At 48.4% G+C, this 22,785-nt stretch carries 23 protein-coding genes and 6 pseudogenes; 17 read left to right on the forward strand and 12 right to left on the reverse strand.

The genetic code is table 11. The features are described from left to right. Positions 1-259 precede the first annotated feature (259 nt). Entirely contained in the window at positions 260-1,963 is a 1,704-nt protein-coding gene (locus tag VSQ30_RS01105; RefSeq protein WP_334461444.1) for a PepSY domain-containing protein, read from the reverse strand. Between the two features lie 118 nt (positions 1,964-2,081). Here VSQ30_RS01105 and VSQ30_RS01110 point away from each other — a divergent pair, with 118 nt between their 5' ends. The 9 genes and pseudogenes from VSQ30_RS01110 to VSQ30_RS01145 all read left to right on the forward strand — a co-directional run bounded on the left by VSQ30_RS01110 (position 2,082) and on the right by VSQ30_RS01145 (position 7,490). Then, positions 2,082-2,456 (forward strand): TnpV protein, encoded by a 375-nt coding sequence (locus VSQ30_RS01110; RefSeq protein WP_172538815.1) that lies wholly within the window; start codon positions 2,082-2,084, stop codon positions 2,454-2,456. 138 nt (positions 2,457-2,594) lie between these two features. Beyond that, positions 2,595-3,131, forward strand: a complete 537-nt coding sequence (locus VSQ30_RS01115; RefSeq protein WP_135977008.1) for a helix-turn-helix domain-containing protein — start codon at positions 2,595-2,597, stop codon at positions 3,129-3,131. A gap of 101 nt (positions 3,132-3,232) precedes the next feature. Next, positions 3,233-3,430 carry a hypothetical protein gene (locus tag VSQ30_RS01120; RefSeq protein WP_016219453.1) on the forward strand — a complete coding sequence of 66 codons (198 nt, stop codon included), beginning with the start codon at positions 3,233-3,235 and terminating at the stop codon, positions 3,428-3,430. Positions 3,431-3,451: 21 nt separating this feature from the next. Then, on the forward strand, positions 3,452-4,183 hold the full coding sequence (locus VSQ30_RS01125) for an ABC transporter ATP-binding protein (RefSeq protein WP_016219452.1): 732 nt from the start codon (positions 3,452-3,454) through the stop codon (positions 4,181-4,183). Continuing rightward, positions 4,167-5,747, forward strand: coding sequence for a hypothetical protein (locus VSQ30_RS01130; RefSeq protein WP_334461446.1), 1,581 nt, complete (start codon positions 4,167-4,169; stop codon positions 5,745-5,747). The genes VSQ30_RS01125 and VSQ30_RS01130 overlap by 17 nt, the downstream gene beginning before the upstream one ends. Positions 5,748-5,870: 123 nt before the next feature. Next, positions 5,871-5,936 (forward strand): annotated as a pseudogene (locus tag VSQ30_RS20575) (ArsR family transcriptional regulator); the annotation flags it as partial. A gap of 97 nt (positions 5,937-6,033) precedes the next feature. Then, on the forward strand, positions 6,034-6,261 hold the full coding sequence (locus VSQ30_RS01135) for a helix-turn-helix domain-containing protein (protein ID WP_016219450.1): 228 nt from the start codon (positions 6,034-6,036) through the stop codon (positions 6,259-6,261). After that, the gene (locus VSQ30_RS01140; RefSeq protein ID WP_251353609.1) at positions 6,254-6,595 is read left to right on the forward strand and encodes a GntR family transcriptional regulator; all 342 of its coding nucleotides are present in this window, start codon (positions 6,254-6,256) and stop codon (positions 6,593-6,595) included. The genes VSQ30_RS01135 and VSQ30_RS01140 overlap by 8 nt, the downstream gene beginning before the upstream one ends. A 469-nt stretch (positions 6,596-7,064) precedes the next feature. Next, positions 7,065-7,490, forward strand: a complete 426-nt coding sequence (locus VSQ30_RS01145; RefSeq protein WP_251353610.1) for an RNA polymerase sigma factor — start codon at positions 7,065-7,067, stop codon at positions 7,488-7,490. Between the two features lie 142 nt (positions 7,491-7,632). Here VSQ30_RS01145 and VSQ30_RS01150 read toward each other — a convergent pair. From VSQ30_RS01150 to VSQ30_RS01175, 5 genes and pseudogenes are all read right to left on the reverse strand, one after another. Continuing rightward, positions 7,633-7,911, reverse strand: a pseudogene (locus tag VSQ30_RS01150) (LbetaH domain-containing protein); the annotation flags it as partial. Beyond that, positions 7,911-8,108 carry a cysteine-rich KTR domain-containing protein gene (locus VSQ30_RS01155; RefSeq protein WP_040647466.1) on the reverse strand — a complete coding sequence of 66 codons (198 nt, stop codon included), beginning with the start codon at positions 8,106-8,108 and terminating at the stop codon, positions 7,911-7,913. The gene VSQ30_RS01155 and the pseudogene VSQ30_RS01150, both read right to left, overlap by 1 nt. Beyond that, entirely contained in the window at positions 8,108-8,578 is a 471-nt protein-coding gene (locus VSQ30_RS01160) for an MATE family efflux transporter (RefSeq protein WP_334461447.1), read from the reverse strand. Before VSQ30_RS01160 ends, VSQ30_RS01155 begins: the two co-directional genes overlap by 1 nt. Positions 8,579-8,588: 10 nt before the next feature. Continuing rightward, positions 8,589-9,404, reverse strand: a pseudogene (locus tag VSQ30_RS01165) (VirB4-like conjugal transfer ATPase, CD1110 family); the annotation flags it as partial. 66 nt (positions 9,405-9,470) lie between these two features. After that, positions 9,471-9,818, reverse strand: a pseudogene (locus VSQ30_RS01175) (helix-turn-helix domain-containing protein); the annotation flags it as partial. A 35-nt stretch (positions 9,819-9,853) separates the two neighbouring features. Between VSQ30_RS01175 and VSQ30_RS01180 the strand changes: the two are divergent. From VSQ30_RS01180 to msrC, 8 genes are all read left to right on the forward strand, one after another. Next, positions 9,854-10,150, forward strand: a complete 297-nt coding sequence (locus tag VSQ30_RS01180) for a hypothetical protein (RefSeq protein ID WP_334461448.1) — start codon at positions 9,854-9,856, stop codon at positions 10,148-10,150. 212 nt (positions 10,151-10,362) lie between these two features. Continuing rightward, the gene (locus VSQ30_RS01185) at positions 10,363-10,623 is read left to right on the forward strand and encodes a hypothetical protein (protein WP_334461450.1); all 261 of its coding nucleotides are present in this window, start codon (positions 10,363-10,365) and stop codon (positions 10,621-10,623) included. 83 nt (positions 10,624-10,706) lie between these two features. Next, positions 10,707-11,747: an IS30 family transposase gene (locus VSQ30_RS01190; protein WP_334461453.1), complete on the forward strand. Its 1,041-nt coding sequence runs from the start codon at positions 10,707-10,709 to the stop codon at positions 11,745-11,747. A 449-nt stretch (positions 11,748-12,196) separates the two neighbouring features. Beyond that, a complete protein-coding gene (locus VSQ30_RS01195; protein WP_160641801.1) occupies positions 12,197-13,129 on the forward strand; it encodes a LysR family transcriptional regulator in 933 nt (310 codons plus the stop codon). Between the two features lie 133 nt (positions 13,130-13,262). After that, positions 13,263-14,174, forward strand: a complete 912-nt coding sequence (locus tag VSQ30_RS01200; protein WP_334461455.1) for a MetQ/NlpA family ABC transporter substrate-binding protein — start codon at positions 13,263-13,265, stop codon at positions 14,172-14,174. Positions 14,175-14,177: 3 nt separating this feature from the next. After that, complete coding sequence (locus VSQ30_RS01205) at positions 14,178-15,149, forward strand: methionine ABC transporter ATP-binding protein (protein ID WP_334461456.1); 972 nt, start codon at positions 14,178-14,180, stop codon at positions 15,147-15,149. 23 nt (positions 15,150-15,172) lie between these two features. Then, positions 15,173-15,808, forward strand: a complete 636-nt coding sequence (locus VSQ30_RS01210; RefSeq protein WP_334464755.1) for a methionine ABC transporter permease — start codon at positions 15,173-15,175, stop codon at positions 15,806-15,808. A gap of 12 nt (positions 15,809-15,820) precedes the next feature. After that, the gene (msrC, locus tag VSQ30_RS01215) at positions 15,821-16,291 is read left to right on the forward strand and encodes a free L-methionine (R)-S-oxide reductase MsrC (protein ID WP_334461457.1); all 471 of its coding nucleotides are present in this window, start codon (positions 15,821-15,823) and stop codon (positions 16,289-16,291) included. Between the two features lie 48 nt (positions 16,292-16,339). Here msrC and VSQ30_RS01220 read toward each other — a convergent pair. From VSQ30_RS01220 to VSQ30_RS01245, 6 genes and pseudogenes are all read right to left on the reverse strand, one after another. Next, positions 16,340-16,612: pseudogene (locus VSQ30_RS01220) on the reverse strand (transposase); the annotation flags it as partial. Between the two features lie 358 nt (positions 16,613-16,970). Then, complete coding sequence (locus tag VSQ30_RS01225; RefSeq protein WP_334461458.1) at positions 16,971-18,011, reverse strand: IS30 family transposase; 1,041 nt, start codon at positions 18,009-18,011, stop codon at positions 16,971-16,973. An 83-nt stretch (positions 18,012-18,094) separates the two neighbouring features. After that, on the reverse strand, positions 18,095-18,355 hold the full coding sequence (locus tag VSQ30_RS01230; RefSeq protein ID WP_334461450.1) for a hypothetical protein: 261 nt from the start codon (positions 18,353-18,355) through the stop codon (positions 18,095-18,097). Positions 18,356-18,680: 325 nt separating this feature from the next. Then, the gene (locus tag VSQ30_RS01235; protein ID WP_334461459.1) at positions 18,681-21,020 is read right to left on the reverse strand and encodes an SIR2 family NAD-dependent protein deacylase; all 2,340 of its coding nucleotides are present in this window, start codon (positions 21,018-21,020) and stop codon (positions 18,681-18,683) included. A gap of 233 nt (positions 21,021-21,253) precedes the next feature. After that, positions 21,254-22,300 (reverse strand): annotated as a pseudogene (locus VSQ30_RS01240) (recombinase family protein); the annotation flags it as partial. A gap of 100 nt (positions 22,301-22,400) precedes the next feature. After that, positions 22,401-22,628, reverse strand: a complete 228-nt coding sequence (locus VSQ30_RS01245; protein ID WP_022741221.1) for a TnpW family protein — start codon at positions 22,626-22,628, stop codon at positions 22,401-22,403. Between the last annotated feature and the right edge of the window lie 157 nt (positions 22,629-22,785).

A 22,785-nucleotide genomic window follows, 5' to 3' on the forward strand; every position in this document is an offset into this window, starting at 1 on the left:
TTTTGCTGCTGGCGGAGGGCGAAATTTGTACTTGGTTTATATGCACATCCATTTTTTAAGTATAGCTTATACGGCGCAAAAAAGATAGTACAAATTTTAAGATGTTCCTGATATGGTGGTAAGTTCATTTGCTCAAATCGTCATCTTGACAAAAAGCAAGGAAAACCCAAGGATAAGAAGCAAAGTCAAAAGAAGCCGGAGGGAAACATAAGGGCCCAGGGACAGGTCCCTGGACCCTTATGTTTTTTGGGGGGCTTTTTTAATCGTCTACCTCAAATTCAAGAATCGCGCCGGTTTCTCCGTCTATCTCCATTTTGTACTCCAGCCCGCCATACTTGATCTCTACCTCATAAATGTACCGACCGTCATCCAGCTCCAGCTTCAGCTTCCTGATGTGCTTGGCGCTTGCCCCGGGCACCTGCCCAAGCGCGATCTCCTGGACCTTTTCCCGGCTGATGGTTTCCCCTGTGGAGGAGCCGTCCCGGTCAAAGCTAAGAACCTTTCCGGTAAAGGCGTCAATCTCGTAATCGTATTCCACCAGGTCTTTGGTAAAGAATTTGATCTCGTATACCGGCTTGTCATCGTCCCAGTCCAGCTTCTGCTTGGTAAAGTTCACCTGGCTGGCGGAAAGCCCCGCGTGGGCAAGAGCGGCGGCTTTGGCTTCGTCTACAGAGATTACGCCAGAGGGAATGGGCGGAAGGTAGGAGCTGTGGTCCTGTTCAAAGCTCCACACCGTACCGTTTGTGGCGTCAATTTTGTACTCGTAGCCTATGTGGCTGGCGGTATGGAATTTTATCTCGTACATCAGCCGTCCGTCTTTCAGCTCCAGCTCGGTTTTCGTAAAGGTTACCTGCCCAGAGGCAAGCCCGGCGTGGGCGAGCGCTTTGGCCTTGGCCTCCTCCGGGGCAATCAGCCCGCCGGAAGGGGGGGCATCGGTGGAGTCGGCTTCAAAAGAGACTACCCGGCCGGTGGTTCCGTCAATTTCGCACTCATACCAGCAGGCGGGGCTTGCGGTGAAAAACTCCATTTCGTATACCGGGCAGCCATCGTCCCAGTCCAGCACCTGCTTGGTGAAGGTTGCCTGGTCCGCTTTTACCCCCGCTTGGGCCAGGGCCTTGGCTGCGGCCTCTTCCAGGGAAATCAGCCCGGGGGTGTCCGGCGGGGTAAAGGAGTCGCCATCGTGGCCAAAGCTGAGCACTGCGCCGGTTACCGCGTCTATTTCGTAATCGTACTCTTGATACCCGGCAGTGTGAAATTCAACATCGTAGACCCGCCGGCCGTTTTCCCACTCCAGCTCGGTTTTTGTAAAAGTCGCCTGGCTGGCGGTAAGACCTGCGTGCTCCAGGGCTTTTGCCTGGGCCTGCTCCGGGGTAAGCAGCCCAAAGGTGTCGGCATCAGTAACGATTCTCCCGCTCAGGGTGACGGTTTGGGTGGCCTGGTCCCAATCCACCTCTTTGCCCATAAGCTCACCGATGGCCCGCACAGGGAGGTAAGTGGAACCTCGGTACAGCAGGGGGTAAACCCGGCGGCCGTTCACATTGGTAAAGCTCCGCACGGCCCCGTCCACGATTACGGTAAAGTCATCCCGCACAGAGGCCTCCACGTCCTGGCGCTGGGTGGCGCCGTCCGGGGTACCGGTTACCGGGGGAGAAGTCCGGCTGCCGGCCAGGGTAACGGTTTTGGAAGACTGGTTCCAGTCTACGTTTTTACCCATAAGTTCGCCAATGGCCCGCACGGGCAGGTAGGTGGACCCTGCATAATACAGAGGGTGGACCTGTCTGGCGTTCACATTGAAAAAGCTTTGCTTCTGGCCATCGATGACAATGGACATATCAGGGCGGATTACTGCGGTGACATTGGCAACGGCTGAAGCGCGAAGAGCGGCCAGAGGGCTGGCCAGAAAGACAGCGCAGAGCGCCGGGACGGCAATTTTGCCCAAGCGCCGAGACCATGATGTATGCATAGATTTTCCTCCTTTGATGTTTGATGAGTGAAACCAGATAAGGAGAAAACTCAAAATTGCGTTTAAGACAACAGACACAATAATGTGGAGTGAATATCTTATTTGGAGGAACTAGAAGATGGCAAAATCATTATTTGAGGAATTAGGCGGCAAATACGAGTGGCAAGGAGATTATTTAATACCATGCTTAACCATATCCGCCGAAAAAGAACAGCCGATAGGCACATGGGGACAGCGGCATCTGGACTATCTGAAGAAGTACCGAAAGGTTACATACATCAATCTTCTCACAAGCAGCAGGCTCAACGCCTACCTTGCCGACATCGACAGGCAGGCGCAGGAACGCTTTAAAAGGCTCATAGAGGGCTTGAAACAGGAGCAAGGCATAACGGAACAGTTAAAGGCAGAAAACGCCTTAGAATGGACAGGAAGAGTGAATAACATAAGGGCGTGTGCGAGGGGGATTGTGAATAACGAAATAATCTTCGTATAAGTGCTAAAAGTGGCAAGGTATAAAAACTTTGCCACTTTTAGGTTTGTTATCTTAGATTATCATCAATGAAAGGTTCTTGAATTTATAGTACCAAAATGATAATATTATCAAATAGACCGAATTATTGGAGGGATACGCATGGATAAAAAAATTATGGATGTATTGACGAACCCGATTAAATGCAAACTATTTCTAGAAATACAGAATTGTGGGGAAACTACTGCTAAACATTTATCCGAGACCTTTTCGGATATTCCGCCCGCAACGCTTTATCGCTATTTAAAGAGGATGACAAATGACAAAGTATTAAAAATTGTAAATCAAACGCAAGTCAGAGGTGCTTTAGAAAAGACTTATGCGATAGATATTGATATGACAAAAGATTTTAAAGAAATTTTAGACAGCAACTCTGGTGAAGCCTATATGCAGTCGTTTATGCAATATATCATTGGCTTTGCGGAGTTATTCCAAGATTATTGTAAACGGGATAATATAGACATTGTAAAGGATAAATCTGGTTTTTCCTTATCCCCTCTTTATCTAACAGATGGGGAACTTGAGATGTTAATTAGAAATATTCGAGATGCAATAAAGCCTTATGGAAACAACGCACCGGCAGCGGGTAGAAAGCTGCATTCTATTGGCGTTATTATTTCTCCGCCTAAAATGGATTAAAAATTTCCCGCCTGTCCTCAGTGATGGACAGGATTTTTCTTGACTTTTTAATATCATTATGATATTATTATCACTGTGATATTAAAAAGGAGGCAAGACCTATGAAGAAAAAATGCATCATCATTACATTTGTAACCTTTGTTGTATTAGCAGCACTAACTTTTTTATTGCCGCAGGAAATCCCATTACACTTTGGAGTGTCTGGTTCTGGTTCGGTTGTAAATAAATATTTTATTCTATTATTTACCCCTGTACCCGCAATCCTTTACTGGGCAATTGTGAAAAAGTACAAAAACTAAAATTCAAAGGAGGCTAATAAAATGGACGCCGTATTAGAAATTAGGAATTATTCTAAAGTTTATTCTGGAAATAAAAAGGCTGTTGACAGTCTGAATTTGAGTGTGAAAGCAGGAGAAATCCATGCTTTTATTGGTCACAATGGTGCGGGGAAAACAACAACAATCCGTGCAGTTGTCGGGATAATGGACTTTGACGAAGGGGAAATCCTCATAAACGGTCATTCTGTAAAGGACGAGCCTGTAAAATGCAAATCTATTACAGCTTATATTCCAGACAATCCCGACTTATATGACTATGTGACAGGCATCCAATATTTAAACTATATGTGTGATATGTTTTCTGTTCCTGCCGAAGAAAGAGTTTCAAGAATACAAAAATATGCGGATGTTCTCAATTTAACGGACAGTCTTGGGGATTTAATCAGTTCCTATTCGCATGGTATGAAACAGAAGCTTGCATTAATAGGCGCATTTGTACATTCTCCCAAGCTTTTAGTGTTGGATGAGCCGTTTGTAGGTCTTGACCCTGAAGCATCTTTTCATTTAAAGAAGATTATGCGTGAACTTTGTGAAGCTGGAACAGCCATTTTTTTCTCTACTCACGTACTTGAAGTTGCCGAAAAATTGTGTGACAAGGTTACTATCATCAATGACGGTAAATTGATAGAAAGTGGAACAATGGAAGAAATCAAAGGAAGTCATAGTCTTGAAGATGTATTCATGGAGGTAGTTGAAAATGAAAGGCAAGTATAAGTATCTTTTGAGGATGCAGTTATATAATCTTTTTGGAATTAACCGATTGATTCATTCTCGTGATAAACAGGAAAAACAACGTTCTGCGATTGTTGGTGCTTTAGGACTTACCGCCATTGCTATTCTTGTAGTCTATACGGTGAAATTCAGCAACAGCATGGCAGAAGCGGGACTCAGCAAAGCATTGCCAACGCTCATGGTAGTGGTCTGCTCCTTAGCAACTTTGACCCTTACATTCGTTAAAAGTACAGGGGTTCTTATTGGATTAAAAGATTATGATATGGTTATGTCCATGCCTGTAAGAACGATTTCTATCGTAACAAGCCGTATAACGATGCTGTATCTCATCAATCTGATAATTGGCTTTATAGCCATGCTGCCGTCAAGCATTATCTATGTCGTATACGAACATCCGCCGATTTTTAGTTACCTGTTTTTAGTGGGTGCGTTATTTTTGACACCGATTATTCCTATGATTATTTCTCTATCATTAGGTGTTCTAATTGTTGCCGTTTCATCACATTCAAGACACAAGAATGTTTTTTCATTGGTTTTGAGTACGGCTGCCGTACTGATGATTGTATTTGCTTCCGCAAAAACACAATCAATGGATGAGGCGCAGATAACTAATTTAGGCGTTGCAATGGCAGAAGCGGTAAACAAATTTTATCCGCCTGCTATTCTTTTTACAAATGCCTTATTACATAATGATTGGGCAAGCTTTGTTATCTTTGCCGCTGTTTCCCTGTTGCTGGGCATTGCTTTCATAACGATTGTTTCTCATTACTATAAAAGACTGAATACAGCGGTATTCTCACATTATGCAAAAAAAGATTATAAAATGGGAACATTAAAATCTTCATCTCCGTTTATGGCATTGTATAAAAAGGAGCTTCGCCGATTAAGTTCATGTACGATTTATGCCTTGAATTCATGTATTGGAATTGTCCTGCTTTTCGTTGTGGCACTTGGGGCAGCATTTTTTATGCCGCCTGCTTTACGACAGCAAATAGAAACGATGGGAATCATGAGCATCATTCAAAATATTATGCCGATTGCGCTTGCTGTTTTTGTGACTATGACTTCTACCACAGCAGCATCCTTGTCTTTAGAGGGAAAAAACCGATGGATTATGTGTTCCGCTCCAACGCAGGCAAGGACAATTTACAATTCTAAAATTGCGGTAAATTTAACAGTGATACTTCCTGTTTTATATGTTAGTGCAATTTTTATCAGAATTGCGATTCCGTGTTCCTTGATGCAGACTATACTGTTATTTATTATCCCTACGGTATATACTTTTTTCATTTCAGTTCTTGGTGTTTATCTGAATATCAAGTTTCCTAAGTATGATTGGACAAGTGAGTATTATGCGGTAAAAGGTGGGGCAATTTCAGTTTTAGCTACAGTTGGAGGTGGAATGGCAAGCAGCTTAACGCCATTGTATCTCTGTATAATCTTTCCGCATTACCAAATGATGATTATGTTTGGTATTACTTGTCTAATACTGCTGGCAACTTTGGCAATCTATCTTAAGGTTTGCCGAACACAATTATATGTATGAAGTTGTGAAAAACATAGCTTTTTAGACTTGAAATTTAAGGCTTTGACAGATAAGAACAGATGAAAATTTTTATTTGAAAAATGGGAGCAGACTGCGGGTGAGATTGCAAAGTAACTACCCGTTTCTGCTCCTTCTGTATCGTATCATTTGTCAACCCTTGAAAAAAGTCGATTGGTTTCTTCTTGTTAATTGAACAGTTACGTTTTTTATCAAATCAATTTTTTTGAAATTGATGAAGTTATTTCATAGTTAAAAATAATTTATAGTACCGAAGAAAGGAGCCACTATGGAACAGGGTATTGAATTACATATTTCGGAAGTGTTAAAAGAAGAGCGGACGAAAAAAGGAAACTCACAAGAGAAACTTGCAGAGTATTGTGGCGTCTCAAAGTCAGCAGTATCTAAATGGGAACAAGGAATATCCCGTCCTAGCATTTATCAGTTCCCTCAAATAGCTGATTTTTATAATATAACAATTCAAAGACTATTAACAGGGAAAGAAAAAGATGAATAAAAGATACAAGTATCAGGAAGTTGCAGAACAAATTAAAATGGATATTTTTGTAAATTATCAAGCACCAAGTAAACCGATACCGAGTATAAGGGAATATGCGGAAGTTAATCAAGTAAATCCCCATACAGTAGCTTGTGCTTTAAGGTTGTTGATGGAAAAGGGTATTATTTATACCAATGAAAGAAAAGGTTATTATGTTGCTGTTGATATTAAAGATGTAAAGAAAAAATTAGTGGATGAAGCTAAGAAAGAGTTGCTATGTAAATTGTCCCAATTGGGATATAAAAAAGAAGAAATCGCTATGCTCATTAGGCATTTTCTAGAGGATTATTAGAACATAAAGAAATCATTATTGGAATTTGAAATAGGCAATACAAGCACGCCATATAAAAAAACGGTGTTTTGGTGGGCTGATTTGCTATGCCCGAAAAGACTTAACAGACACTCTCCAGACCTGTTTTAAGTTTGGAGGGATTTTTTTATGTCCTTTTTTCGGGCAGTAAGCTATCTGCTCATGCAACGCAGATTTGACTTATACATAGCATATTGGGGATTGGCAGGAAACCCGTTAAAAAAGTCCCTGCTTATGCAACGCTACTTCTCACCATGAAACCAGAAGTAGAATCTCCACTTAACAGAATTGAGATTACTTATAACCGTAGAGGACACAGAGCCTTTGCGGTTTTTCTTTTGTCGTTTTTTATCGGAATGTGCCGAGGGGCTGTTTCTGCTGTTGGCTGTCGTTCGCCGCCTTTCCAATCTGGATTATTACATTTCAAAAATTCAGATTGGAGGAAAAAAGAATGGCATACAACAACGGACGTGAGAACAGGAAATGGCTTATCTGGAAAGAAGCCGAGGAAAAAATATTGCGGGAGCATGGAGTTGATGAAAACACCATTGAACAAATCCGCACAGACGACAGGGCAGACTTCAATTCCAACAGGCGGTTTTACCATTGGACAAGCGACTTCGGCGAATACCTTGAGGGAATGGCAGACAGGGAGCGGGATACCGAAGTAAAGTCGGTTGCCGATTTACTGGATGAGATTGAGGACGAGACTCTGTATCGGGCATTGCTTACGGTGGACATGCGTACCCTGCAAATTATCCTGCTGAAAATGCAGGGCTATTCCACAAAGGAAATTGCCCCGCTTGTTGGATTGACAACGGGAGCTATCTATGCAAGGCTAGACCATCTGCGGAAAAAGCTGCGGAAGATTTTATAATCATCTAAGATAGACGGTTTTTCGGCGGGCTATTGGGTGGGGATAAAATTTCCCCACCCAATTTAAAATTAAATGAATAAAATTCCCGTCCACAGGGAATACTAAAAAGTTTGCTCAAAATCTTGACATGGATACAGCCGCTAGGAAATGGATAAGTCGCAAGTGAAGTCATGCTGTGGTTGGCGCTGTTGAACAAAAATCGAGCGCCACAAGCGATAGAGCAAAATTTACCAATAATCAGCCTGTCATGGTTAATGGGATAATGGTAAAGAACATTATTCTTTTGAAAATCAACAGGATCATTTACAAAGTCGTTATACATGGTGTAGTCGCCCACGATGATGCTGGGATCAGTAACGACATTTTTCAAATATACAGTTTCCCGATCTTTTGACCGGGGATAAATTTTTTGTTTGTCCATCATAATTCGTTATCCTCCTTAGAAATCAAGTCAGCCATGCGGATGACAGATAGTTTTGATTTTTTGACATTCACTAAAGTTTCCTGTTTACATTTCGGGCAATACAGTGGAAAATTGATAAGCTCTGTATCTTGACGCACTTTAAGTCTGGTCTTGTTCCCACATACGGGGCATAGAAGCCATACCATCCGATCCATCATAGACTTTCCCCCTTGTGGCTTGATTGAATGAGCGTTTTGTGTTCCCATTTTCTACTTGTGAAATAGAGTAAACCTACAATAGCAGGTAAGACTGGAGAAAACGCCTGGCCGTAATAAATCCCGGAAAAGCCCATATTAAGTACAAAGGCCAAGAGCCAGCTCACAGGCAAACGCACAATAACCGCGTCCAGTAAAGCGTTAATCATAGCAACATTTGCCGCACCGACACCAATAGCAAAGGAGTCCAAAGTGTACATAACGGCATAAATCAAACTATTTATACTGCAACAGACACGCAGATAGTAAACTCCATCGTTTACTACTTCCGGGGTGGTACTACCAAAAAGCAAAATCAATGGTTCAGCAAAAAACTGTACGCCAATTACGACAACGAGCGTTACAGCAACATTCATCACTAAACTGATTTTTACTACTTTACGGGCGCGTTCAATTTGTCCAGCTCCCATGCACTGCCCTACGGTCGTTTAATTCCGGCGCAAGGATTTCAAGGAATGAAACCGCGCCGATTTTGCGCCCCATGCGGAAATACCGCCCCTCGCCAAAACGGAAAGAGGACGGGGCGATAAAGTCCTTTGTGGAAAGCCCGGACGGGGCAAGCCATGAAAAATCAAAGGAAAACTGCCCACCCTCCGGGTGGAAAATGCCATGCAGCATTTTAAGGCGTTCATAGCCTGTCATGGGGCGGGCAGACACGCCCAAGAGCTTAAAGTTATTGAGTACGTCCGTTTCGATACGGGCAAGGCGGGATTTCGCCGCGCCCAGACTGTCGGCTTCAATGGCAAAGGTGATATACTTCGCTTTGACAAGCCCGTTGTTGCCCTTTGCAAGCTGGTTTTTCAGCATATCCCGGTATTCTGTGCGGATAGAATTGAAAGCGTCCTCCTGTGCCGGGATATTGACCGCTTTTTCCGCTTCGCCCCGCTGCGTCCCCTGATTGATGAAAGAGAGCTGCACCGAAACGGAAGCGTCAAAGTAGTTGAGGAAGTCGCACCAGTTCTCAAAAATGGCGGTCTTGTCGTCTGCCTGTGCAAGCTGATAGTTAATATCTTCAAAGGCGACGGTCTTTGAGTATTTCCGTCCCGTAACCTTGCAGATACCGTCCGGGTACATCTGGATATAAGGGATTGTCTGCTGCGCGGTGTGCGCTTTCCCGTCGCCCTTTGCCTGTCTGATGATTTCCGCAATCTGCTTTTTCTCGGCGCGGGTGAGCTTGCGGGGCGGGTTAGGCTTTGCGCTTCCCGCCGCGCTGTTTCTTCGTGTTTCCTTTTGCAATCGCTGATACCTCCTTTTCAAGTTTTCTCTGCCGTTCTAAGACGGAATAAAAGTTGTCTGTCCTGTAGGGGAAAGGATAGGAATGGAATGGGTACTTTGTTCATCAGTAATTATTTTTTCTTTTTTTGGTAAGTCAGTTCTTTGTATATCTTTATTTAATTGCGTTGGATTTTCCAACGTAGGTTTTTCCAATGTTGGTTTTTCCTGCGTTGGATTATCCAATGTTGGATTTTCCAATGTAGGTAAATCCGGCGTAGGCGGCTGCGGCTGCTCGAATATCACATAGTCCGCGCCCCGCAGGCGTCCTTTCTCGTCGCGTTCCCTTGAACGGACGATATACCCGGCGCGTTCAAGCTCCTTAATGGCTTCGCGGATAGCGTCTATCTTCTCCCGGTTGATAAGGGATAAGCCTTCAGCGTCTGGAACGCCTTACAGATGAATATCCTGGCGTGCAGGATATTGCGATAGCGTTCGCCAGCGGCCTGGTCAATTTGAGCGCTAAGCAGGATGAACAGGGAGCTTTGGATACTATAGAACGCTTGGAACAGCTTGTAGAAAAGCATTCAGGCGTGCAGGATATTGCGATAGCGTTCGCCAAGGGCCTGGTCAATTTGAGCTGTAAGCAGGATGAACAGAAAGCTCTGAGTACTATCGAGCGGATAAAAGCTCTTGCAGCCAAGCATCCGGGCAACGGTGAAATTGCCCATTTCCTAAATTATGCCCAAAACGCCTTTGATTCCAGATAGGTAAAAACTAAAGATGAAGCAGAAGGCTCACGCAAGCTTTCTGCTTCATCTTTTTTTTGCTCTAAGTAGCGGAAACCTTGATTTTCCTGGGATAAATCCCCAAAGGCTTCTTGACAAAATTCGACAATTCCGATAGAATACGAACAGTATAAGAATTTAGATAATATACAAATAGTATATTTTAGTTTAACGGATAAAGGAGTGTGTGATTTATGCAGCAGCCTGTTTGCTTAAACGATTTCAAGATGAGCATACCCAAAAGCCGGAAGAGGGCTATGGAGGACAGTTTGGCAAACCCCGGCAGGGTGTACTGGCTCATGGACAAGGTACACGTGCGGATCCTGACCTATGACGACCCGGAAAAGGCGAAAGCCAAGCTGCGGGACGGGTTCCGGATTTTAGCGATTTACCGCAACGGCGAGGATATTATGAACACACAGGCCGCAAAGGATGAGGGCCTGCTGCTGGTATGAGTGACAGCCCCGGCCCTCATGGGCCGGGGCTTGTCTGTTTACAGATGGCACGGTTGCGATTGCCCCAAAAAAGGAGCGAAACCATGAAAAAAACCGGTTGTAAGGATATCAAGTGGAACGACCGATTGATTATAGAGCGGATGCTGAAAAACAGGGAAAGCAAGACAAAAATCGCGGCGTATATCGGGGTGAGCCGGGCAAGCATTTACAACGAAATCCATCGTGGCATGACCCTGCAGATGACCCCGGAGTATGAGTTTGTAAAGGTTTACTGCGCTGATACGGCGGAGCGCTGGTATCAGGCGCATTTGGCGGTTCGCGGGATGGATTTGAAGCTGGGAAACGACTTCGCTGCGGCAAATTACATCGAACGGATGATAGTAGAAAAAAGATACTCTCCCGCTGTTGTGGCGGCGAAAATGCAGGAGGAAAGGGGTTTTTCCACCCGGTTATGTGTGAATACCATTTACAATTACATCTACCGGGAGGACGTATTCCTGAAGCTGAAAAAGGAGCACCTCCGCTATAAAGGCAGGCGCCGGAACCGTAAGTCCAGCCGCCCTAAAGCCGCACGGGCTTCTGCTGGGGACAGCATTGAGAAGCGCCCGCCGGAGGTAAAAGAGCGGAAAACCTTCGGGCATTGGGAGATGGATACAGTGGTCAGCGGGAAGGATGGGCGCGGGATCTTGCTGGTGTTGGCAGAGCGTACAACCCGTTATGAGATTATTGTCCTTTTGCCAGACAGGACAGCCAGCAGCGTGGTGAAAGCCCTGGATGTTTTGGAGAAGAAATACGGCAGGCGCAAGTTCCGGCGCACCTTCAAGACCATCACCTGCGACAACGGCAGTGAATTCGCGGACTGCCAGGGCATGGAGCACACCCGTTATGGACGCGGCCCTCGCACAAAAATCTACTACTGCCACCCCTACAGCGCTTACGAGCGGGGCAGCAATGAGAACGCCAACGGCCTGATACGCCGTTTCTTTCCCAAGGGCACAGATTTCAGCAAGGTAACGAAAAAGGCAGTCCGGCAGGTGCAGGACTGGATGAACCAGTACCCCAGGAAGATACTTGGCTGGAAGTCCGCAGAGGACATGATGTCCATTTTCATGTCCTCTGCCTGACCCACCAAAACTGAATAGCCTGGGCCAGCCGAAAAAGCAGAGGCTTTTCCGGTTTGTTTGCTGTACGCCAAAACTGTGAAATGCTCTTTCAGCACAAAAGCACCCCTGTGTTGTTGTACAACAACACAGGGGTGCTTTTGTGTACTTCTACAAACATCGTTGCATTTAAAACTTTTTTCTAAAAACATCTTGACATTTGGGCTGCCAGGGCCTGCCAAAAGCGGGATAATCCGGCGGGAAATGCTATAAGCCCATGGCTTCCGCTTGTGCGGCTTTTCCGCCTGTGCTATAATGTCCGCAGGACATTTCAGTAGAGCCGAAACCGCGAAGCAGTTTCAGAAATCGCGCCAGCGGTTTCCCAAGACGCAAAGCGGATGGGAGCTATGCTATAATACTTATAGTATAAAGGAAAGCGCCGCCTGCAGGCGCAGCCCCGGGAGGGAAAGGACATGACCTTTCAGCAACTGCATTATGCCATTACCATTTCTGAAACAGGCTCCATAAACAAAGCTTCGGAGCTGCTGTATGTTTCCCAGCCATCCCTGACCAGCTCCATGCAGGAGCTGGAAAAGGAGTTTGGCATCACCATCTTCCACCGCAGCGGCAGGGGCGTTACCCTGACGCCGGAGGGGGCCGACTTCATCCTGTATGCCAGGCAGGTGTACAGCCAGTATGAAGATCTGGTAGACCGGTTTGGCGGGGCCAGGAACCGGAAGAAAAAATTCGGCGTGTCCACCCAGCACTATTCCTTTGCTGTGAAAGCCTTTGTGGAGCTGGTGAAGGAATTTGACACTTCCCAGTATGAATTCGCCATCCGGGAAACCCAGACAAAGGCGGTTATCGCGGACGTATCCACTATGCGCAGCGAAATCGGCCTGCTGTATTTCAGCGATTTCAACCGCTCTGTCATGGGGAAGCTGCTGCGCACTGCCGGGCTGGCGTTTTATCCCCTTATCACCTGCATGCCTTATGTCTACCTGTGGTCGGGGCACCCCTTAGCCAAAAAGCCCTCCATCAGCTTTGCGGATTTGCAGGACTATCCCTGCCTCTCCTTTGAGCAGGGAGACGCGGAATCCTTCTATTACGCGGAGGAGATCCTCAGTACCAGCGAATACAGGCGCACCATCAAGGCCAACGACCGGGCCACCATGCTGAACCTGATGGTGGGGCTGGGAGGGTACACCCTGTGCTCAGGGATTATCTGCGAGGAGCTGAACGGCAGCGACTATGTGGCAGTCCCCTTTGAGACATGCGGGCCGGACGGGCCGGACAGGATGGAGATTGGGTATGTGATGAAAAAGAACACAGTCCCCAGCGCCATCGGGAACCTGTATATCCAAAAGATCCGGGAATACCTGGCGCAAATAGACAGTGGGTTATAGGCTGAACCTATAACCCACTATTTATTCCATGTATTGGACAAATGACCTTCCTGTGCGTATAATAGGGGCTGTACCAAAGAACATTACATTTTCCAGAAGGAGGGTGGGCGCTTCCCGCGCCCGAAACCAGATTATGAAAAGAAAAAAGGTTCTCAAATTTTTAAGCCTCGCACTTACCCTGGCGCTGCTGCTTTCCCTGACAGCCTGCGGCGGCGCTCCGGCAGATTCCTCCCAGGGGGAAAAGACCTCCTCCGCGGCGGCGGATAAGCCTGCCGGCGGTGACAAAAAGATTTCCGTAGGCGTAAACCCTGTCCCCCATGCCGACATCCTGGAAAACGCGGTGAAGGCTGTGCTGGCTGAGGAGGGCTGGGAACTGGAAGTGGTGGTGTTCCAGGACTATGTGCTGCCCAACACCTCCCTGGAGGAAGGGGAGCTGGACGCCAACTACTTCCAGACACTGGGCTACATGAACGGCCAGAACGAGGACAACGGCCTGCACCTGGCGGCTGTGGCCGGGGTGCATATCGAGCCTATGGGCATCTATTCCCAGAAGTACACGTCCCTTTCCGAACTGCCTGACGGCGCGGAAATCGCCGTGCCCAACGACCCGGACAACGAGAAGCGGGGCCTGGAGCTGCTGGTGCAGAAGGGCCTGCTCAATTCCCTGGGCAGCTATGGCACAGATGACAATGTTACCGCCGAGTCCCTGACGGACGATAAAGAGGCAAACCCCCACGGCTATAAAATCACCACCCTGGAGGCCGCGAGCCTGCCCCTGTCCCTGCCGGATTTGGACGCTGCCGCCATCAACGGCAACTATGCCATCGGCGCCGACCTGCCCACAGAGCATCCGGCTTTGGAAATTGAAGAGTTTGACGACGAAACCAGCATCCGCCGGACAAACTTCCTGGTTGTCAAGCAGGGCAGCGAGGAAACCGAAAAAACAAAAGCGCTGGTAAAGGCGATCCAGTCCGACGCCGTGAAAGAGTATATTGAGGAGAAGTATAAAGGCTCGGTTATCCCGTCCTTTATCGACCCGGCATAAAACATGATTGAAATAAGCAACGTGCGGAAATCCTTTCGGGACGTGGACGTCCTGAAGGGAATTTCCCTTACTATTGAGGATCACGAAATTTACGGCATCGTAGGGCAGAGCGGCGCGGGGAAGTCTACCCTGCTGCGCTGCATAAACGGACTGGAGCCTTACGATTCCGGGGAAATCACCGTAGACGGCGCTTTGGTAAACAGCCGGGACAAAAGCGCCCTGCGCGGCCTGCAAAAGCGCATGGGCATGATTTTCCAGAACTTCAACCTGCTGGAGCGCCTGGACGTGTACGGCAACATTGCCCTGCCCATGAAGTTCTGGGGCATCAACACCCGCTCCCAGGAGAGCCGGGACAAAATTGAAGAGCTTATCCGCCTGGTGGGCCTGGAGGACAAGGCCCACATGAAGCCCCGGCAGCTTTCCGGCGGGCAGAAGCAGCGGGTGGCCATTGCCAGGGCTTTGGTGCTGGATCCCCAGTTCCTGCTTTGCGACGAGGCCACCAGCGCACTGGATCCGGAAATCACCAAGGGGATCCTGGCCCTGCTCCAGAAAATCAACCGGGAGATGGGGATAACAGTGGTTGTGGTGACCCACCAGATGGAAGTGGTGAAGCAGATCTGCGGCCGGGTGGCCTTTCTGTATAACGGCAGCGTGCTGTCCCAGGGCAAGCCGGAGGAGATGTTCATCAAGCCCGCGGAAAAGGAGATACAGTCTTTCCTGCGGGACAAGAGCGAGCTGCTGCCCAGAACCGGGGTGAACATCCAGGTGTTCTTTGTGGGGGAAGGCTCCAACGAGCCGGTTATCACCCAGATGGCCCGGGAGCTGGGCAAGGATTTCAGCATATGCTGGGCAAAGCTGGAGGACTTCCGGGAGAACATTTATGGCAGCCTGGTGCTGAACATTGACGAGGCGGACAGGGAACAGGTGTGCAATTTCCTGTCCTCAAAAAAAGTGGCCTGGGAGGTGCTTACATAATGGGCATTGCATCCACAACCAGCATGACGGGGGTTATTCTGACGGCCCTGTGGCAGACGCTGTATATGGTGTTCTGGTCTACGCTGCTGTCCGTACTTATAGGCTTTATCCCCGCCATTATCCTGACGCTTACCGCGCCGGACGGCCTGCGCCCTATCCGACCTGTCTATGAAATACTCAGCTTCCTTGTCAACGTGTTCCGCAGCTTTCCCTTTGTCATCCTGCTGGTGCTGGTGATTCCCTTCACCCGGCTGGTGGTGGGAAAAGCCATTGGAACCACTGCCTCCATTGTGCCCCTGACCCTTTCCGCCATCCCCTTCATCGCCCGGATTATCGAAACCGCCCTGCGGGAGACGGACGCCGGCGTCATTGAGGCCGCCAAATCCTTTGGGGCCTCCAACTGGCAGATTTTGTGGCGGGTGTACATCAAGGAATCCATCCCCCGGATTTTAAACGGGATTGTCCTGCTGATTATCTCCCTGGTGGGATACTCCGCCATGGCAGGCACGGTAGGCGGAGGCGGCATTGGGGACATTGCCATCCGGTTCGGCTACCAGCAGTACCGGACGGACTATTTGGTGGTGTGCTCCATTATCCTGATTATATTCGTACAGCTTATCCAGATGATTGGCAACCATCTGTACAAGCGTTTGTCGTAAAGGGGGAGGAACATGCCAGATTATAAGCTGATTGCCAGCCAGGTTGCTTCTCTGGCGGAAATTGACCGGGACTTTGTGCCTGTGCTGTCAAACGCCGCGGCACTGCTATACGAGGGCCTGGAGCGCATCAACTGGGCGGGCTTTTACCTGCTGGACAGGGGAAGCCTTCTGGTAGGGCCGTTCCAGGGCCGGGTGGCCTGCGTCCGCATCGCCATTGGCAAAGGCGTGTGCGGCACCGCGGTGCAAGAAGGGAAGCCCCTGCGGGTGGAGGACGTACATGCCTTCCCCGGGCACATTGCCTGCGACAGCGCTTCCCGGTCGGAAATCGTGCTGCCCATCCGCAGCGGCGGGCAGATTGTAGGCGTGCTGGACATCGACAGCCCGGAAAAGGGCCGGTTTACCGAAGAAGATCAGCAGGGCCTTGCCCAGGTGGTGAAAGCCCTGGAGGAATCCACGGATTTTTCCCGGCTGCGGATGGAATGAAATCCCAGAGGAGTCTAATCCCTAAAAAGGGTTGCGATTGCATCACAATCACAGACAGCCGCTAAAAGCGGCTGTCTGCTTGTCGAAAAACGGCCTGTCTGGCTTGATTACCAGACAGGCCGCAAAGTCAGTGAGGGATAAAATGCACGAAGAGGCTATGGAGGAGGAAGGTGCAAAACGGTTTCTGGCTTTCCATCTTGCCAGCTTTTTGAGGTTCATGGCAGCAAATTTGAGCCTCACCCAGTTGGAGGCCTGGGCCAGACCACGGTAGTGAGTATACCGCATGGCGTGTTTTTCTTTGGCATCGGCAAAGACCCGTTCGCCTGCTTTCTCACTTCCTCTGGATACGCGCTCCGCTTCGGGTCTATGGTATATACTTTGTCGCACTCCTTACATTTGCAACGCTGGCTTCCCGAACCGTTGCACCCTGCCCTCTTCCTCTCTATCCTTTGCTTTTTATGAGACGGGCGTGAACGCGCCCAAATGTCAAGATGTTTTTAGAAAAAAGTTTTAAATGCAACGATGTTTGTAGAAGTACACAAAAGCACCCCTGTGTTGTTGTACAACAACACAGGGGTGCTTTTGTGCTGAAAGAGCATTTCACAGTTTTGGCGTACAGCAAACAAGCCGGAAAAGCCTCTGCTTTTTCGGCTGGCCCAGGCTGTTCAGTTTTGGTAGGTCAGGCAGAGGACATGAAAATGGACATCATGTCCTCTGCGGACTTCCAGCCAAGTATCTTCCTGGGGTACTGGTTCATCCAGTCCTGCACCTGCCGGACTGCCTTTTTCGTTACCTTGCTGAAATCTGTGCCCTTGGGAAAGAAACGGCGTATCAGGCCGTTGGCGTTCTCATTGCTGCCCCGCTCGTAAGCGCTGTAGGGGTGGCAGTAGTAGATTTTTGTGCGAGGGCCGCGTCCATAACGGGTGTGCTCCATGCCCTGGCAGTCCGCGAATTCACTGCCGTTGTCGCAGGTGATGGTCTTGAAGGTGCGCCGGAACTTGCGCCTGCCGTATTTCTTCTCCAAAACATCCAGGGCTTTCACCACGCTGCTGGCTGTCCTGTCTGGCAAAAGGACAATAATCTCATAACGGGTTGTACGCTCTGCCAACACCAGCAAGATCCCGCGCCCATCCTTCCCGCTGACCACTGTATCCATCTCCCAATGCCCGAAGGTTTTCCGCTCTTTTACCTCCGGCGGGCGCTTCTCAATGCTGTCCCCAGCAGAAGCCCGTGCGGCTTTAGGGCGGCTGGACTTACGGTTCCGGCGCCTGCCTTTATAGCGGAGGTGCTCCTTTTTCAGCTTCAGGAATACGTCCTCCCGGTAGATGTAATTGTAAATGGTATTCACACATAACCGGGTGGAAAAACCCCTTTCCTCCTGCATTTTCGCCGCCACAACAGCGGGAGAGTATCTTTTTTCTACTATCATCCGTTCGATGTAATTTGCCGCAGCGAAGTCGTTTCCCAGCTTCAAATCCATCCCGCGAACCGCCAAATGCGCCTGATACCAGCGCTCCGCCGTATCAGCGCAGTAAACCTCTACGAACTCATACTCTGGGGTCATCTGCAAGGTTATGCCACGATGGATTTCGTTGTAAATGCTTGCCCGGCTCACCCCGATATACGCCGCGATTTTTGTCTTGCTTTCCCTGTTTTTCAGCATCCGCTCTATAATCAATCGGTCGTTCCACTTGATATCCTTACAACCGGTTTTTTTCATGGTTTCGCTCCTTTTTTGGGGCAATCGCAACCGTGCCATCTGTAAACAGACAAGCCCCGGCCCATGAGGGCCGGGGCTGTCACTCATACCAGCAGCAGGCCCTCATCCTTTGCGGCCTGTGTGTTCATAATATCCTCGCCGTTGCGGTAAATCGCTAAAATCCGGAACCCGTCCCGCAGCTTGGCTTTCGCCTTTTCCGGGTCGTCATAGGTCAGGATCCGCACGTGTACCTTGTCCATGAGCCAGTACACCCTGCCGGGGTTTGCCAAACTGTCCTCCATAGCCCTCTTCCGGCTTTTGGGTATGCTCATCTTGAAATCGTTTAAGCAAACAGGCTGCTGCATAAATCACACACTCCTTTATCCGTTAAACTAAAATATACTATTTGTATATTATCTAAATTCTTATACTGTTCGTATTCTATCGGAATTGTCGAATTTTGTCAAGAAGCCTTTGGGGATTTATCCCAGGAAAATCAAGGTTTCCGCTACTTAGAGCAAAAAAGAAGATGAAGCAGAAAGCTTGCGTGAGCCTTCTGCTTCATCTTTAGTTTTTGCCTATCTGGAATCAAAGGCGTTTTGGGCATAATTTAGCAAATGCGCAATTTTATCATTATCGGGATACTGGGGTATAAGATTTCTTAATTGCTTATTTGGTACCCATCATATTTTATTTTTCAGTCAAATTAGCCAAGCTCCTGGCGAACTGTATCGCAATATCTGGCACGTCTGGATACACTTCTGTAAGATGTTCCAGACGTCTTACAGTTTTCCAAGCCCTCTGTTTATCCCGCTTACTGCTCAAATTGACCTGACTATTGGAGGACTGGCTCGCAATATTCGGCACTGTGGAATGCTTTTCTGTAAGGCGTTCCAAACTCTGAGCCGTATCCAAGGCTTCCTTTTCATCCTGCTTAGAGATCATATTGAGTAAATTCTTGGCAAGTACAATCGCAATATCTGAATATGTTTCATTCTTTCCAAGCAAGTACCCATAGTCACTGATTAGCCGACTAAAAAACGCAACAGCAGGATGCGGCTTCTCCCAAACAGCCGTAAGGAACTCCTGGCTTTTTTCCGGGTGCTCCTGCAGCCAGGTATATACTGCATATTCCCCTATCAAATCCGGGCGAAGGGCCGGCACCTGTCCGCCTGCCGCAAGCCCTATTTGCTCCAGCATACTTTCCGGAGAACGAAACGAATCCGCTTTTCTTTCAATAACTACCCAGGATTCGGGGCAAAGCAGCTTCAAATCCTGCAGGGAAGCATCCTGAAGCACGGTTGCCGTGTACTGCAGCCACAGGCAGGCATCCCAAAGCTTTTCATCTATTCCCCCCAGCACCTGCTTTATATTGAATTTCAGCCGGCTTTCCTCCCGCTCCTTTATGTAATCCAAAACGTCATTCTTGTTCCACCGCTCCGGATTCTGCCCATTTACATACGCGTCCGTCAAAAATAAGGCATACAGCGGACGGCACAGTTCCGGGTCTATTGTTTTAAGCTTTTGGAGCAGAACCTGTTTCTGACGGCCAAGCAGGCTGATGCCCGGTTTGACCGCTAAAGCATAATTTCCCATGATGCTTAACAAATCTTCGTCCCGCAGGGGCTGCAATATCAGGAATGATTCCCGAAAACAAGCGTCCTGCAGTTCTTTCTTGTGGCGAACGTCCCCATACAGTTGTTCCGTCCATCCGAACCGGTCCAGATTATCTCCTGTATTCCGCTCCACCAGCAGAACCCGGACAGGAAGGCTGCGGGGCTGCTCCCTCAGCCATGCCATCCATTTCCCAATGGTTTTTGCGTGTTCCTGCACGTAGTCCGCAACCAGCAGGGTTTTCTTTACCAGGTTTTCCGTTAGCCGGGACAAATCCTCATAATCCTCTGCTCCCAGATACCGCACGTCCCAATCCGAAGAAGCTCGCTCTTTAAACTCATAGGCCAGCCGGCTTTTTCCCGCGCCGCCCGGCCCTATAACTGCCCACCATCGGAACGCAATATCTGGCTTCCCCAGAAACTCCTGGAGTTCTTCCAGTTCCTGTTCCCGGCCTGTAAAGGGGATGATTTCCGCTTTGTAGGAGAACCGCTCCGACATGTTGATGGACTTTAACGCTCCTACATGAACCGAGAGTGCACGATAAACGTCCGGGTTTGTTTCTTCCAACAGGTGTTCCAGTATCACCCGGACTGCTTCGTGGCGGTTACTTTCGTATAGAATTGCCTGAATATGGTTTTCCCCCAGTTCCCTGGACTTTTCGTCTATCTCAGTTTTTTCACAATCCTTGATAGTATAATGGGTATATCCCTCTTCATGGCTTTTCTGCAATATTTCCACAAAACGGTCTTTCTTATCTGGAGCCATCTCCAAGCTGCACCCCAAAAAGAGCATTGCCCGGTTTTTAAAGCATTCTTTTAACTCTTTGACTAATGGGCGGCCTGTTCCATAGTGCCTGTCATACTGCGCTTTTGTAAACACAATTCTACTGTATTCGATCAGTCCGCCGGTTATAGAGCCGTGGAGCTTCAGCAGGCCGTTGGTTCCTCCCTCATGAAGCAACTCCCGGAGCAGTTCCGAGTGACCGGGAAGGAAAGTCCAAGCAAAGCGATGACCGCTTTCACTGTATGCGGCCTCCAGCGTTTCATCAAAGTTTGTGGTCAGTACGAGTTCCGGGAACAGGTACGGCAGTAAAGCAATTGGCTCTTTCCGGAGCTGCGCCCTTTTGGCGTCCAGCTTGTCCCTTGAAAAAAGAGCGGCTATATCCCGGGCCAGGTTTGCCGGCGCCCGCAGCTCCTCCAGCTTTTGGGCTGCGTCCATATAGTGTTTACCATCAATTAAACGGGTTACTTCCTGCACATTTTCGGGGCCTGCAAGCATACCTGTAAGTGCCTTAAGCGCTTCGGGCCAAGTACCATAAGCAAATTGCGTCAGCCCGGCCCCAACAAAGGGAACCAGCTTAGATAAAGACCGCTTGATTTCGTTATACACTCTTCTGTTGCCTTTATGGTACGCCATGATCTCTTCAAAGGAATATGACAAATCAAGCACCTGCCTTCTGCTTTTTCTTTAAATTATATGGCAAGTGGTAGTATTTTTCAATAGATTTTGCCAATTTTTAACCAAAATATCCCTTTGCTGTATAAAACCGCAAAAAAGCAGGCAGATTTCTGTACAAACAAAAAAAGAGAGAGCGTCCCATGGGGCGCTCCCTCCAACTATTCCCTGCGCTTAGCTTTCCAGTTCCAGATGCGCTTCTTGTAGCTGCCGCAGATATAGCAGTCCTGCCGCCGCTTGTCCGTCTGATAGCGTTGCTGGTACATGACGCTGCCGCAGTCGGCACAAAAGAGAAAGCCGGAGAACAAACCCACTTCATCATAGCGGTTAGGGCGTTTGCGCTGCTTGCGTAGCTCCTGCACCCGTTCCCATGTGTCCCTGTCGATTATCTGCTCGTGGTGGTTCTCGAAGATTGCCTGTTTGTCCTCGCTGTTGTAGATAATCTTGCTGCACTTGTAGGATTGTGTGGTGGTCTTGAAGTTCACAAGGCAGCCCGTGTATTCCCGGTTTTCAAGGATATGTACCACGGTGTTCGCCGCCCACTTGCACTCATAGCCGGGGGGGTAGCGGCGGGTTCTCCCTGTCCGGCGGTATTCCAGCGTTCCCGGCGTGGGAATTTCCTGCTCCGTAAGCATACGGGCTATCTTGGTCGGACCGTTCCCGGCAAGGCATAGGCTGTAAATCTGCTTTACCACGGGGGCGGCTTCTTCGTCAATGATGAAATTTTCGTCCTCGTCCATGAGGTAGCCGTACACGGGCTTGCTTGTGACAGGCTTCCCACTCATGCCTTTTGAGCGTTTTACCGCCCGGATTTTCTTGCTCGTATCCCTCACCAGCCATTCGTTGAACCAGTTCCGCAGAGGGGTAAACTCGTTATCTTCCCTTGCGGTGTCTACACCGTCGTTAATGGCAATGTAGCGCACTTCATATTCGGGAAAGACAATCTCTATCAGCTCCCCGGTTTTCAGATAATTACGTCCCAGACGGGAAAGGTCTTTTGTTATGACGGTTGCCACGTTCCCGGCTTCAACCTCATGTAGCATGGCTTGAAGCCCCTCACGCTCAAAGCTCACGCCGGAAAATCCGTCGTCTACGAAAAAGCGCGTGTTGAAAAAGTGGTGTTCGTCAGCGTACTTTTGTAAAATCAGCTTTTGGTTCTGTATGCTCTCGCTTTCCCCGGCTTGCATATCTTCCTGGCTCAATCTGCAATATAAAGCGGTAATCTTGTCTGTCTGTAACATTTTGTCCTCCTTTCCGACGACAGACAAGCATGGTATTTGTACTGTCTATATTATACCACATACCGCTGCCTGTGTCATGTATAAAATGTGAAGAAACGCCCTATTTCCGGGCGTTTGCGGGGTTCAGCTCCATGTCTTTGCGAATGAGCTTTTTTATCTTTTTATCCAGTGTGTCCGTCGCGTGTTCACTTGCGGACGAACATACAAGGTAAGTAACTTTTCCGATTTTATGCTCCGTTGTGGTAACGGGCGTTTGGTTTTGCGTCAAAGAAAATCCCCCTTTCTTTCGCAAACATATAATACAGTCTATGAATAGCAGCAAGTCCACTATTCAAGAAAACAAAGGCTTTAATCGGACGGTTATTAGCATAACCTCATGGGAATTTCACCCCGGCATGGTTCTCATGCAGCCCTACCCATTGCCTGCGACGCTAAACGAAACGCAGTTTCGTATAAACGCATCGGACTGTGGCTGTAAGGAAGTA

Origin of the sequence: Acutalibacter sp. JLR.KK004, assembly GCF_036941085.1 — a bacterium.
Classification (GTDB): domain Bacteria; phylum Bacillota; class Clostridia; order Oscillospirales; family Acutalibacteraceae; genus Acutalibacter.

Bases quoted from the DNA above. Each gene is read 5' to 3' on its own strand.
- VSQ30_RS01105 (WP_334461444.1), bottom strand. From the start codon at position 1,963: ATGCATACATCATGGTCTCGGCGCTTGGGCAAAATTGCCGTCCCGGCG.
- VSQ30_RS01110 (WP_172538815.1), top strand. From the start codon at position 2,082: ATGGCAAAATCATTATTTGAGGAATTAGGCGGCAAATACGAGTGGCAA.
- VSQ30_RS01115 (WP_135977008.1), top strand. From the start codon at position 2,595: ATGGATAAAAAAATTATGGATGTATTGACGAACCCGATTAAATGCAAA.
- VSQ30_RS01120 (WP_016219453.1), top strand. From the start codon at position 3,233: ATGAAGAAAAAATGCATCATCATTACATTTGTAACCTTTGTTGTATTA.
- VSQ30_RS01125 (WP_016219452.1), top strand. From the start codon at position 3,452: ATGGACGCCGTATTAGAAATTAGGAATTATTCTAAAGTTTATTCTGGA.
- VSQ30_RS01130 (WP_334461446.1), top strand. From the start codon at position 4,167: ATGAAAGGCAAGTATAAGTATCTTTTGAGGATGCAGTTATATAATCTT.
- VSQ30_RS01135 (WP_016219450.1), top strand. From the start codon at position 6,034: ATGGAACAGGGTATTGAATTACATATTTCGGAAGTGTTAAAAGAAGAG.
- VSQ30_RS01140 (WP_251353609.1), top strand. From the start codon at position 6,254: ATGAATAAAAGATACAAGTATCAGGAAGTTGCAGAACAAATTAAAATG.
- VSQ30_RS01145 (WP_251353610.1), top strand. From the start codon at position 7,065: ATGGCATACAACAACGGACGTGAGAACAGGAAATGGCTTATCTGGAAA.
- VSQ30_RS01155 (WP_040647466.1), bottom strand. From the start codon at position 8,108: ATGGATCGGATGGTATGGCTTCTATGCCCCGTATGTGGGAACAAGACC.
- VSQ30_RS01160 (WP_334461447.1), bottom strand. From the start codon at position 8,578: ATGGGAGCTGGACAAATTGAACGCGCCCGTAAAGTAGTAAAAATCAGT.
- VSQ30_RS01185 (WP_334461450.1), top strand. From the start codon at position 10,363: ATGCAGCAGCCTGTTTGCTTAAACGATTTCAAGATGAGCATACCCAAA.
- VSQ30_RS01190 (WP_334461453.1), top strand. From the start codon at position 10,707: ATGAAAAAAACCGGTTGTAAGGATATCAAGTGGAACGACCGATTGATT.
- VSQ30_RS01195 (WP_160641801.1), top strand. From the start codon at position 12,197: ATGACCTTTCAGCAACTGCATTATGCCATTACCATTTCTGAAACAGGC.
- VSQ30_RS01200 (WP_334461455.1), top strand. From the start codon at position 13,263: ATGAAAAGAAAAAAGGTTCTCAAATTTTTAAGCCTCGCACTTACCCTG.
- VSQ30_RS01205 (WP_334461456.1), top strand. From the start codon at position 14,178: ATGATTGAAATAAGCAACGTGCGGAAATCCTTTCGGGACGTGGACGTC.
- VSQ30_RS01210 (WP_334464755.1), top strand. From the start codon at position 15,173: ATGACGGGGGTTATTCTGACGGCCCTGTGGCAGACGCTGTATATGGTG.
- msrC (WP_334461457.1), top strand. From the start codon at position 15,821: ATGCCAGATTATAAGCTGATTGCCAGCCAGGTTGCTTCTCTGGCGGAA.
- VSQ30_RS01225 (WP_334461458.1), bottom strand. From the start codon at position 18,011: ATGAAAAAAACCGGTTGTAAGGATATCAAGTGGAACGACCGATTGATT.
- VSQ30_RS01230 (WP_334461450.1), bottom strand. From the start codon at position 18,355: ATGCAGCAGCCTGTTTGCTTAAACGATTTCAAGATGAGCATACCCAAA.
- VSQ30_RS01235 (WP_334461459.1), bottom strand. From the start codon at position 21,020: ATGGCGTACCATAAAGGCAACAGAAGAGTGTATAACGAAATCAAGCGG.